This window comes from Streptomyces avermitilis MA-4680 = NBRC 14893 (assembly GCF_000009765.2).
GTDB classification, from domain to species: Bacteria; Actinomycetota; Actinomycetes; order Streptomycetales; family Streptomycetaceae; genus Streptomyces; species Streptomyces avermitilis.
The window spans coordinates 995,361-1,007,452 of sequence record NC_003155.5; the positions used below are offsets into that span (position 1 = coordinate 995,361).

7 protein-coding genes are annotated in these 12,092 nt (G+C 71.2%); all 7 read right to left on the reverse strand.

Features of this window, described 5'->3' with window-relative positions; translation table 11 throughout:
- Positions 1-119: 119 nt before the first annotated feature.
- Genes SAVERM_RS04660 through SAVERM_RS04690 form a run of 7 tightly spaced genes read right to left on the reverse strand, consistent with a single transcriptional unit; the run spans position 120 to position 12,087 of the window.
- A complete protein-coding gene (locus SAVERM_RS04660; RefSeq protein WP_010982279.1) occupies positions 120-857 on the reverse strand; it encodes a beta/alpha barrel domain-containing protein in 738 nt (245 codons plus the stop codon).
- Positions 854-1,798: a branched-chain amino acid aminotransferase gene (locus SAVERM_RS04665; protein ID WP_197586431.1), complete on the reverse strand. Its 945-nt coding sequence runs from the start codon at positions 1,796-1,798 to the stop codon at positions 854-856. The genes SAVERM_RS04660 and SAVERM_RS04665 overlap by 4 nt, the downstream gene beginning before the upstream one ends.
- On the reverse strand, positions 1,792-2,520 hold the full coding sequence (locus SAVERM_RS04670; RefSeq protein ID WP_048894532.1) for a thioesterase II family protein: 729 nt from the start codon (positions 2,518-2,520) through the stop codon (positions 1,792-1,794). Before SAVERM_RS04670 ends, SAVERM_RS04665 begins: the two co-directional genes overlap by 7 nt.
- Entirely contained in the window at positions 2,517-3,806 is a 1,290-nt protein-coding gene (locus SAVERM_RS04675) for an LLM class flavin-dependent oxidoreductase (protein ID WP_010982282.1), read from the reverse strand. Before SAVERM_RS04675 ends, SAVERM_RS04670 begins: the two co-directional genes overlap by 4 nt.
- Positions 3,803-6,916, reverse strand: coding sequence for a type I polyketide synthase (locus SAVERM_RS04680; protein WP_197586433.1), 3,114 nt, complete (start codon positions 6,914-6,916; stop codon positions 3,803-3,805). The genes SAVERM_RS04675 and SAVERM_RS04680 overlap by 4 nt, the downstream gene beginning before the upstream one ends.
- A gap of 10 nt (positions 6,917-6,926) precedes the next feature.
- The gene (locus SAVERM_RS04685; protein WP_010982284.1) at positions 6,927-8,651 is read right to left on the reverse strand and encodes a non-ribosomal peptide synthetase; all 1,725 of its coding nucleotides are present in this window, start codon (positions 8,649-8,651) and stop codon (positions 6,927-6,929) included.
- A 4-nt stretch (positions 8,652-8,655) separates the two neighbouring features.
- Positions 8,656-12,087 (reverse strand): AMP-binding protein, encoded by a 3,432-nt coding sequence (locus SAVERM_RS04690; RefSeq protein WP_037650664.1) that lies wholly within the window; start codon positions 12,085-12,087, stop codon positions 8,656-8,658.
- Between the last annotated feature and the right edge of the window lie 5 nt (positions 12,088-12,092).

Below are 12,092 nucleotides of genomic sequence, written 5' to 3' on the forward strand. Positions count from 1 at the left end.
ACAGGCTGTACGCAGACGCGGGCGCCTTGGCGAGGGCGCCGAGCACGCGGTGCGGGCCGCCCCTGAGATGCCTTGCGAGGGCTTTGCGCACCGCGGTTGCGCAGGGCGGTGCGCCTAGGTCAGTGGGCGGCGGGCGTGCCGGACGCGACCCGGTCGACTGTCGCGCGGAAGCCGGCCAAGGCCGTGACCGGGTCCGTACCGTCGGCGAAGAGGCACGAGTTGACCAGGACCGACTGGAAGCCGAGCGCGAAGGCCTGCTCGACATCGGCGGTGGAGCCGATACCACCGTCGAGCATGACCGGGACCGGACTGTCGACGAGCATCTCCCCCATCGGTTCGAGGTGCTGGGGCTCGATGCCCCGTCGAGCCCCGATGGGCGATCCCATCACCCGCACCATCGTGCTCCCCAGTTCCACGCACTGCGCGAAGGTTCGGGCGTCGGGTGTGATCAGCGGCCACACCTCGAACCCGTCGGCGGTCAGTTCCCGGGCCGCTTCCACCACTTCGGCGTTCACACTGAGCTTGAAGCCGGGGTCGAGGACTTCCAGCTTGATGACCCGGATACCGGTCAACTGGGCGGCCTGACGGGTCCGCTTGACCGCCTCCGCCGCGCTGGTGGGGTGGTTGATGTTGAGGACGGGGCTCAAGGCCAGTTCCTCACCGACGAGCGCCATCACGGAACCCAGCGTCGCCGTGTCGTAGCCCACGGGCAGATCGTCGCCCGCGGTGACCTGGTCGATGGTGTGGGTGTTCACGGCGAGATGTCGGCAGCCGCTGGCGCGCAGCATCTCGGCGGCCAAAGAGGTGTCGACACGGTGGGCGGGCTTGGCACCGAAGCAGTGGAAAAGGTCGATCACGATACTCCTCGGAGGCGCGAAGTGGATGGGGTGGGGCGAGAGACGGGGGTGAGCCAGGAGGGACGGTGCGGTCCGTCGCCCAGGACGGCCTCCCGATAGGCGCGGCTCAGCGCGTCCGTCACGGGACGGCCGGCCGCGTACGTGTGGGTGTCGAGACCCGCCACGGACACCAGGCCGCTCGCCGTCCCGGTCAGGAACACCTCGTCGGCGGCGAGCAGTTCACCGGGCTGCACGGGTGCCTCGGCGGTCTCGATGCCCAGGTCTCCGGCGAGGGTCAGGACGGTGTCGCGGGTGATGCCCGCCAGGACGCTGTCCTCGAGCCAGGGCGTCACCAGGCGGCCGTCGCGAACCAGGAAGACGTTGGCGATCGTGGACTCCGCGACCCTGCCGGAGTTCGGGTCCAACTGGATGGCGTCGTCGAATCCGTCCGCGGCGGCGCGTGTGCGGGCCAGCGCGGACACCACATACGTGCCGGTCGCCTTGGCGCGCACCGGAAAGGTGAGCTGTGACGGACGGCGCCAGGGCGACACCGTGACCCGTACGGGTCGGGACGGGGTGTCGTCGGGGGGAAGGGCCCAGATCTCCGTGCCGAGAGTGAAGTGGAAGTCCCGGAGATTCACGCCGAGGCGCGGCTCTCGGGTGTAAAGCACGGGCCGCACGTAGGCGTTGTCCAGTCCGCTTCCGGCGGCCGCGTCCCGCACGTGCCGGCGCAGGGCGGCCAGGTCGTAGGCATGCGGGATGCCCAGCAGGGCCGCCGAGTCCAGCAGCCGCTCCAGATGCGCGTCGAGCCGGAACAACACCGGGCCTGCCGGCGTCGTGTACATGCGGATGCCTTCGAAGACGGCCGTGCCATGTTGGACACTGTTGCTCCCGAACGGCAGGTCCCGCTCCTGCCACAGTCCGTCCATGACCGTGGTGTGGGAGGCTCGCGTGGTCACCATCGGGCCCCCACCTCCGAGGGCCGGTCGGCCGCCGCGAGCACGGCTGCCGCCATGAGGTCCTGTCGGTCAAGGACGGCCGCGTGGTCGCCGGGGAGCAGGCGTACCGAGGAACCGGCCCCGCCCAGGCGCGGCCACACCGTCACATCGGCCTCGCGGGCCAAGGGGTCCTCGGTACCCCCCAGGGCGTGTACCGGGCAGTCCAGGACCACCGGACGACGTGGGTGGCTCGCCACGGCGGCGCAGTCCGCCCGCCACACCGGCACCATCACGGAGAGCAGCTCAGGGTCGTCCAGGACCATGCTGGGCACCGTGCCCTGCGCGGCCAGCGCCGCTGTCAGTTCCTCGTCCGGCAGCGTGTGCACGGCACGTCCGGCCAGCAGGTGAGGCGGTGGGCAGCCGGCGACGACCAACCCGCCCGCGCCGGTGCCGCGTTGCTGCAGCCGCGCCGCCATCTCCGTGGCGATCAGGGCGCCCATGCTGAATCCGAACAGCACCAGTCGGTCGGGGGAACGACCCAGGCCGAGCTCCGCCTCCAATTGGTTCCACAGGTCGTCGGCCAGATCCGTGAAGCGCGCCGCGGCGGTCTCCGCGAAGCGGCTGTCGCGTCCCGCCAGGGCGGGCAGATGACAGTGCCCGTGCTCGCGCAGTTCCGCCACCATCCGGGAGTACGCACCGCGGCCGCCGCCCACGGGCGGGTACAGGGCAAACCAGCTTTCGGTCACTTGGGCGCACCCGCCGTTTCGCGCAGCGCGACACGCAGCCGGCCCAGCTCCTCGACGCTCTCCAGGACTTGTTCGCGCGGCAGCCCGAAGTCCACGAGGCAGCCGAGTTCGGTGATGCCGGCGGCGCCGAGCCGCTCGACCTTCGGCAGGCAGCTCTCCGCACTGCCGAACAGCCCCGAGGTCCCCATGTAGCGGCGCAGCCCGTGCTCCAGGAGCGCTTGGCGGTCCGCTTCGGTCACCTCGTCCGGGTCGATGCCGGCACCCCCGCCCGCGGCGTACTTGCTGAACAGGTCCATGTGGGCGGAGAGATACCGGATCAGCGGGCCGCGGACGCGCTGTTCGACGCTGGCCGGGTCGGATGCCAGGTGGGTGTGGAGCATGCAGGTGACCTGGCGGCCGTCGGTGGGGTGCCCTGCCTCGGTGAGCGCCTGGTGGTAGAGACCGACCCTCTCGGTGATCTCGTCGATCGTCTGCTCCAGCAGCGCGGTCAGGACATGCAGGTTGAGCCGGCCCGCCGTGCGCCAGGTGTCGGGATTGCGGGAACTGGTCAGCCACACCTCAGGGGTGCGTTCCGGGCGCGGGTAGGTCCGTACCTCGACAGGACGTCCGCCCGGTCCTTTGCGGGTGATGCTTGCGCCGTTCCACAAGGTGTGCAGGTCTGCGAGCCTCTCTTCCAGTACGTCCTTGCGGCGTTCGTAGCCCTCGGGGTTGAGGACGAAGTCGTCCGCGTGCCAGCCGGAGGCGAGGGAGATGCCCATCCGCCCCCGGCTGAGCGAGTCCAGAACGCCCCATTCCTCCGCCACCAGCAGCGGGTCGCGCAGGGGCAGCACGACGCTGCCGGAACGCAGGGCGATTCGGCTGGTGCGCGCCGCGATGGCGGCCAGCAGGAGGCCGGGGCTGGGGTAGGGGGCGCCGAAGGGGTCGAAGTGCCGCTCGGGCACCCAGATCGCGTCCAGGCCAAGGGAGTCGGCGAGTTCGGCGCACTCCAGCACGAGGGCGTGTTTGTCCCAGGCGTGGTCGTCGGTGTCGGCGGAGAAGAAGAACAAGCTGACCCTGGGCGTGGACTCCGCGCCGTTCGACGGAATGCCCGCCGCGGGGGCGCCGGCCTCGGGCGCCGGGCCGGCGACCGGCACCGCGCGGTCGGGGGTGGCAACCGTGTGCGGTGTGGTCGTCTCGGGTGTCGCCGTCCCGTTGGCGCGGGTGCGCTCGCGCAGGAGCCGTTCGGCCAGACGGCGGCGCTCGGGACCGAGTGCGTCGAGGGAGGATCGTGGGGTGTCCGTCGTCATGCGCCGGTGTCTCCTTCCAGCTCGGCCAGCCGGGCTTGGACCTCGTCGTCGGACAGGGCGGCGACCTCGGCGAGCAGGGCCGCCGTCTCCTCGTCGTCCTCGGAGGTCCGCGCCGCACCGCTGTCCGGCACGGGTACTCCGAGCCGTTCCAACTGCTCGGCCAGACCCACGACCGTGGGCAGTTCGAACAGGGTGGTCATCTCCAGGCCTTCGGCACCTTCCTTGCGCATGCGCGTGACCATCTGCATGGCCATGAGGGAGTGCCCACCGATCTCGAAGAAGCTGTCGTTCAGCCCGAATTCGTCCGTGCCGAGCAGTTCCGTCCACAGCGCGGCGACGTAGCGCTGCGCGGGCGTGGTGCCGATCTCCTTGCGGGGCGCGGGCTTTTCCGGTGTGGCCTGCGCCCGGGGGGCGGCCTCGGCCTGCTCGGTGCGTACGGTCTTCACGGGCAGCGGGTCGAGCCAGTGCCGGGTCCGGGCGAACGGATAGAGCGGAAGCGACAATCGAAGGCGTTCCTCTTGGGCGTAGAACTCGCTCCAGTCGACGTCCCCGCCCTCCAGCCAGAACCCGGTGAGCAGGTCGAGCAGGTCCTGTGGCTCTTCGCCGCCCTCTCCCGCGAGCGTTGTCAGGGAGGCCGCCTGCGTTCCCAGACCGGCGGCCAGGCGGGTCAGCGTGTGGCCGGGTCCCAGCTCGATGAACACGGAGACCCCATCGCGGACAAGGGTGTTCAGGCCGTCGTTGAACCGTACGGTGTGGCGCAGCTGTCGTCCCCAGTAGTCGCCGTCGGTGGCCTCCTGCGCGGTGAGGTACCCGCCTGTGACGTTGGAGACGACGAGTCCCTGCGGCGCGTGCAGCTCGTGGGAGTCGGCGGCCTGCCGGAACGTGTCCGCGGCCGTGTCCATCAGGGGCGAGTGGAACGCTCGGGTGACCTCGAGCCGCCCGCAGGAGACGCCGTCGGCGCGCAGGCGGGCGGCCAGTTCCTCGACCTCCTGTGGCGCACCGGACACCACCACGAGCTGATCGGCGTTGACCGCGGCCAGGGTGAGATCGCCGGGCACGTCGTCCAGCAGCTTGGCGGCCTCTTCCTCCGCGAGGTTCACGTACAGCATGGCGCCCTCGGGAGTCTCGCTCATCAACCGGCCGCGCCGGGCCACCAGTTCGACGGCCGGCGCGAGGTCCAGTACTCCGCCGAGCGTGGCGGCCACGAGTTCGCCGACGCTGTGCCCGAGCATGGCGTAGGGCCGGACGCCGTAGTCCATGAGGGTGCGGCCAAGGGCCCACTCCACCGCGAACAGCGCGGGTTGGGTGTACTCGGTGGCGGTGAGGGTGGTTCGCGCCTCCTCCAGGGTGGACGCGTCCGGGCGCAGTACCGGCAGCAGGTCGACCCCGGCGCGCTCCTGGAACAGACCGATCACGCGGTCCAGGTGGGCGGCGAACACCGGGTCACCTTGCGCCAGTCGGGCCCCCATGGCCGGAAGCTGGGTTCCCTGCCCGGGGAAAAGGAAGGCGGTGCGCACCGATCCGCGTGCCTGCGCCTCGCGTTGGCTGCGACTGCCGCGTGTGGACAGTCCATAGGCCACGTCGTCCAGGTCGTGGGCGGTCAGGGCGCGGCGCAGCGGGAGTTCACGCCGGCCGGTGGCCAGGGTGTGGGCCACGTCGGCCACGTCGGCGTGCGGGTTCTCCCGAGCCCACTGCCCCAGTGACTGGCTCAGATCCTCCAGCGCCTCGCCGGACTTCGCGGACAGCAGGACGGGGTGACGGCGCCGGCGTGAGGCCCCGCCGGAGCGCACCGGCGGAGCCTCCTCCAATACGACGTGGGCGTTGGTGCCGCCCATGGCGAGGGAGTTCACCGATGCCAGCAGCGGTTCGTCCCCCTCCAGGCGGGTCAGTTCGGTCGCCACCCGGAACGGCGAGGAGTCCAGGGCCAGTTTGGGGTTGGGGCGGCGGAAGTTGACCACGGGAGGAACCTTGCGGTTCTTCAGGGAGAGGACGGTCTTGATGAGACCGGCGATGCCCGCGGCGGCGTCGAGGTGGCCGATGTTCGGCTTGGCCGATCCCAACCAGCAGTACGAGGTGTCCTCGGTCCAGTCGCGGAACGCGCGGGTGAGCGCCGCCACTTCGATCGGGTCGCCCAGCGGGGTGCCGGTGCCGTGTGCCTCAACCATCTGGATGTCCCGCGCGTCGACTCCCGCTCGGCGCAGCGCACGCGCCACGGCGCGGCTTTGCCCGTCCACGCTGGGCGCGGTGAAACTCGCCTTCGCCTGACCGTCGTTGTTGATGGCCGAGCCGCGAATGACGGCGTGGATCTGATCACCGTCCCGCAAGGCGTCGGCAAGCCGCTTGAGCACCACCACTCCCACGCCGCTGCCCACTACGCTGCCGCCGGCGTCGGCGTCGAAGGCACGACAGTGGCCGTCCGGGGAGGAGGTGCCGCCGGGGTTGGCGAGATACCCCGCGGCGTGCGGCATGCGCACCGACGCACCGCCCGCCAGAGCGATGTCACACTCATCGTCGACGAGGGCTCGACAGGCCATGTGCACGGCCACGAGCGAGGTGGAGCAGGCGGTCTGCACGGCGAGACTGGGTCCGCGCAGGTCGAGTTTGTGGGAGACGCGGGTGGTCAGGTAGTCCTTGTCGTTGCCGACCATCGTCTGCAGGTCACCGACCAGGCCGACCACGTCCTCGGCGTGCGGCATCACGTTGTGCAGGATGTACGTGTTCATGGTGGAGCCGCCGAATACGCCGACGAGGGCGTCGTCGCGCCTGCTGTCGTAGGCGGCGTCCTCCAACGCGTGGTAGGCGCATTCGAGGAACACCCGGTGCTGCGGTTCCATGATCGACGCTTCTCGCGCGGCGTAGCCGAAGAACGCCGCGTCGAAGCGGTCGGCGTCCTCCAGCGGTGCGGAGGCGTTGACGTAATAGGGGTCGTCCACCAGGTCTCGGCGGGCTCCGTTGGCGAGCATCTCCTCGCGGCTGTGCCGCACGATGCTCTCCACGCCCTCGCGCAGATTGCGCCAGTACTCGGTGACGTTGTGGGCACCGGGCAGCCGAGCCGCCATGCCGGTGATCGCGATGGAGTCGGGGTGCTCGTGAGCGGGAATCCGAGTCACTGATCGTCCTTCACTGTCGCAGCTGCCAGGGTGTCGGCGGGCCATCGCGGTCGACGCGCCGCAAGGCGGCCAACCGCCGGGCCAGGTCGCGGGGGCGCGGGTACTCGAAGACCTCGTGGACGGGGAAGTCCACGCCGAGCGCGGCGGAGATACGGCCGTGCACCCGGGTCACCACCAGGGAGTGGGCGCCCAGGTCGAAGACGTTGACGTCCGGCGCCACGTCGGGGGCGGCCAGGGCGGCCGCCCAGGCGGCACACACGGCGGCCTCGATCTCGGCCGGGGAAGCGGCATCCGGGAGGCGTTGCGCATGGCGCTCCTCGGCCAGCCGCTCGAGGGCGGCCTCGTCGAGCTTGCCGTTGGCGGTGGTGGGCAGCCGCTCCAGGAGGACCCCCTGCTCGGGGAGCATGGCGGGGGGCAGCCGTGCGGCGACGTGATCCCGGACGGCCCCGAGGTCGATGCCGGTGCCGACCAGGTAGGCGACCAGCCGAGCCGGGGTGCCGATGACGCGTACTTCCGCGGACACGACACCCGGTGCGCTCCGCAGCGTTCGCTCTATCTCACCGAGTTCGGCCCGGTGCCCGCGGATCTTCACCTGGCGGTCCGCGCGTCCGACGACCACGAAGACACCGTCGTGTCGTGCGTACGCGAGGTCCCCGGTGCGATAGAGGACCTCGTCCGTGTCCTGGCACCTGACGAAGCGTTCCGCGGTCAATTCCGGTCGCCGCAGGTAGCCGTCGGCGACACCGGGGCCACCGATGCGGATCTCGCCCAAAGCGCCGACCGGTACCGGACGACCCTGTTCATCGACCAGGTCGATCCGGGCGGCCGCGGTGGCGCTGCCGACGGGAACCAACCGCGGCGGCTCCGCTCCTTCGGGCGGGCGGGGTATTTCGTACATCAGGCAGTTCACCGTGGCTTCGGTGGGCCCGTACCCGTTGAACAGCCGGCAGTCGGGGGCCGCCAGAACGCGCATGCCTTCCGCGGTCACCCCCTTGAGCACTTCACCACCCAGGAGGACGAGTCGCAGATCGGGCAACGGCTCGCCCGCGGCAATGAGTTCATCGGCGAACGACGGGGTGGTGAACAACACCGAGACACGTTCGCGGCGCAGGAAGCGGGCATAGGCCCGGGCGCTGAGCCGGTCCTCCTGACCGGGCACCACGACGCAGCCGCCGAACGGCAGGAAGGTGAAGAGTTCCTGAAGCCCGAAGTCGAAGCCGAGGGAGAGTGTCTGTGCCACCCGCGCCCACGGGCCCAGTTGCCAGGTGTCGGCGCACCAGGCGATGAGCCGGCCGATCTGCTCGTGTCGGATGAGGACGCCCTTGGGCCGACCGGTCGAGCCGCTGGTGTAGACGGTGAAGGCCGCGGCGTCGGGGATCTCCGGTACGTGCGAGCGCGAAGGCCCTGGGGCGTGCTCGTCCCCATCCGCTACGGCGTCCAGGACGACGACCTCGATGGCGGGCTGCGCGACTGCCGCGAGGCGGGCGGCACGGTCGGCCTGATCGGCGGAGGCGATCAGGGCCGCCGGTCGACAGTCCTCCACCATGTGCCGCAGTCGCTCGTCGGGGAAGTCGACAGGCAATGGCAGGACGCCGAGTCCCGCCTCCCACGCCCCGTACAGGGCGACGACGAAGTCGGCCGGAGACGTGATCAGCAAACCGGCCTGTTGCCGCGCCAAGGCCGCGGCGGTCGAGTCCTGCTCGGCGCGGACGGATGTGCCGGCGAAGGCGGTCATGCGGTCAGCTCCTTCCGTCGTCGACGAGGCGCAGCGCGTGGGCGACCCGTTCGACCTGCCGGGTGAACTCGGCGTGGCTCCACACCTGGTGGGGCCCCTGGATCGCGGGCGCACCGGGTGTGTGCTCGGCCACCGCCCTGACCCGCTGAAGCAGCGAAGGCTCCAAGGGCGGGGTCGCGCACCGTCCGATGCGTTCGAGGAGTGCGGCGTCGTGGTCGGACAGGACGGTGAGGTCGGCGAGCCGCGCCCCGTAGGTCCGCTCCGACGCGGCGAGTGCCGCGCAGAACGTGTCGAGCACCGCACGGGCGGTCCGTTCGGTGAACAGGTCGGCGGCGTAGTCCAGCGTGAGGTGGAGACCTTCGGGACCGGGCGTGACCACCAGGTCCAGGTCGTAGCGGCAGCTACGCCTCTCGATGGGGACGGTTCTCAACACGAGTGTGTCAAGGGCGAGTTCGGTCTCGCTGCCGGACAGTGCCTCCAGCAGGCCCCTCACGTCCGGCAGTGGGTTCTCCTGGTAGGTGATGAGCGTCTCGACCAGCGGTGTGCGGCCGGGTTCGCGGTCGGGACGGACGGCCTCAACGGCGCGGGCCAGCGGATACAGACCGGCGTCCATGCCGGCGGTGAGCTGGGCGCGGGCTGCGGCGACCAACGGTTCCAGGAGCCGGTCCGGCTCGACGTCGAGGGCCAGGGGGACCGTGTTCGTGCACAAACCGCCGATGGCCCCGTGGCGCCCGCCGGTGCGGCCGGTCACCGGCACACCCACCACAACGGGCGCCGGCGTGCCGTAGCGCCGCAAGGTGGCGGCCCACAACACGGCCAGGAGGCTGACCGGGTCCTGACCCGCCGGCCCGGGGACGGCAGGGGCGGGCACCCGCGCCTCGACCCGGGCACCCCGGCTGCCGCGGACGGCGGTGCGGGGGAAGTCGGTGCGCACGCCGAGCGACGCGGCGCGGCGTGGCAGCACCTCGCGCAGGAAGGCGTCGCGCTCGCCGGCTTCCTCGGAGTCGAGGTAGGCCCGTTGTTCTCGCACGTACGCGTCGTACGACCCCGGCTCGGGCAGGCGCACCGGGCGCCCGGCGATCAGGGCGGAGTAGGCGGATCCGAGGTCACGGAGCACCAAGGACAGCGACCACAGATCGGTGACCAAGTGATGCACCACGACCTGGTAGACACGCCGCGTCGGGGTCTGCCACCGATACAGGCGCAGCAGTGGTCCTTGCTCGGGGTCAAAGGGCAGCGCGGCCGCCTCGGACAGCTGCTGCGCCAGCCTGTCCTCGGCGACGGGCACCGGCGTCAGGGCGAGGGCATCGCGCATGCGCCGGGTGGACACGGGTTCTCGGCGTCCGTCGGCCCCGGACGACGTGAAGCGGACGTGCAGCTCCGGTTGGTGCTCCAGGGCCGTGCGCAGGGCCTGTTCGAACAGATCGTGGTCGGTGCCCGGACCGGGCTCGCAGGCGAAGGAGATGGTGTAGGCGTCGCTGTCGGGGGCGAGCATGTGCAGGAACAGCAGGGATTCCTGAGCCTTGGACAGCGCGCCGGAGGCCTCGTCGCCTGCCCGGACCGGCGCCGGTTCGGCGGTGCCGACCCGCTCCATCAGGCCCGCGACGGTGGCGCCTTCCAAGAGGTCGCGGACGGGGATGTCCACGCCGGCGTGGCGCGCGATCAGTTCCGTCAGCCGTACGGCGCCCAGCGAGTCGAGGCCGTGCAGGGTGAGCGGCCGATCGTCGCCGACACCCGTGCCGAGCACCTCCCGCACGGCCCGGCGTACAGCGGCTGTGGGGGCCGTGTCGCCCGGAGTGGGGCCCCGGCCGTGGTCGAAGCGGTGGTCGGCGTAGTCACCCGCCAGGTACCGGGTGCGGCACTCGCCGCGTCTCAGCTTGCCGCTGGTGGTCTTGGGCACAGTGCCTCGGGGCACCCCGACGATCTCGTGCGGGGCCAGGCCGAAGGACGTGGCGATGGCACCGGCGATCCGCGCCCGGTCGTCGTCGGTCAGGCTTTGTCCCGGGCGCAGTTCCGCGACGATCACCACGCCCTGGTCGTCCGGTGCGGCGAACGCGGCAACGCAACCGGGGCGCACCGCGGGGCAGAGGTCGACGACGAGCCGTTCGATGTCCTGGGGGTGGTGATTGCGGCCCCGAACGATGATGACGTCCTTGATGCGGCCCGTGACGTGGAGTTCGCCGTCCTGGAGAAAGCCGAGGTCACCGGTGCGCAGCCACTTCTTGTCGCTGCCGCTGACGTTCGCGGCGAACACCTCGGAGGTCAGGTCGGGCCGATTCCAGTACCCGGCCGCGACGGCCGGCCCGTGCACCAGGATCTCCCCCACTTCCCCCGCGGGCAGCGGCGTGCCGTCCGCCCCGCCGACGGCGACCTCGCAGTCACGCGGCACTCCACAGGTGACGACTTCCTCCCCCTCACGGCAGATGCGGGTGCTCGCGCCCGCGCCCACGGGCACCGAGGTCACCAACAACGTGGATTCCGCCAGCCCGTAGCAAGGAACGAAAGCGTCGTCCCTGAACCCTGCCGGGGCGAGCGCCTCGGCGAAGCGGCGGAGCGTGTTGGTGGATACGGGTTCGGCACCGCTGTAGGCGGTCCGCCAGCCGCTGAGATCGAGGCCGGCGGGCAGTCCGTCGCGGTCGACGGTGCGGGCCACGAGTTCGTACGCGAAGTCGGGGGCGCCGCTGGTGGTCACCCCGTACGTGTGCACGGCGGCGGGCCATGCCGTCGGGTTGCGGATGAAGTCGATCGGCGAGGCCAGGTAGGCGTGGCACCCGGTGTGCAGGGGGTGAAGGATGTTTCCGATCAGGCCCATGTCGTGATACGCGGGCAGCCAGCTCAGCACGACGCTGTCCGCGGTGTGCCGGAACGCGTCGCGGATGGCGGTCAGGTTCGCCGTGAGATTGCCGTGCGTCACCATGACGCCGCGCGGTTCGGCGGTGGAGCCCGAGGTGTACTGCAGGAAGGCCAGCGTGTCGGGGGCCGGGGACTCGCTCGGGACATATCGGTCCTCGCCGGTGCGCCACAACGCCGGGGTGGCGAGCGCATCCGCCACGTACTCGGCCATGCCCGCGTCGGAGGTCCAGGTCACCCGGGAACCGCTGTCCTGCTGGATGCGGCGTACCTTGGCGCGGTCCTCCGCGGTGTCGAGCAGGGGGTACACGGGGACCGGGACGCATCCGGCGTACAGGCAGCCGACGAATGAGGTGACGAAGTCGAGTCCGGGCGGCTGGACCAGCAGGACGCGGTCGCCTGGGGCGGCTTCGGCGAGCAGCGCGGCGGCCACCGCGGCCGCCGCGTCGTCGAGTTCGGCACACGTGCGTGAGTCGGTGCGGTCCTTGAGGTCGGTGAGCCAGGACAGCGCGACGGCTGTGCCCTCTCGCTCGGCGCGCGCCCGTATCGCTCCGACGAGGTCGAGCGGGGTCGATGTGCGTGTCAACCGGG

Coding starts and splice junctions, on each gene's coding strand:
- SAVERM_RS04675 (WP_010982282.1), bottom strand. CDS start 3,806: ATGACGACGGACACCCCACGATCCTCCCTCGACGCACTCGGTCCCGAG.
- SAVERM_RS04685 (WP_010982284.1), bottom strand. CDS start 8,651: ATGACCGCCTTCGCCGGCACATCCGTCCGCGCCGAGCAGGACTCGACC.
- SAVERM_RS04665 (WP_197586431.1), bottom strand. CDS start 1,798: ATGGTGACCACGCGAGCCTCCCACACCACGGTCATGGACGGACTGTGG.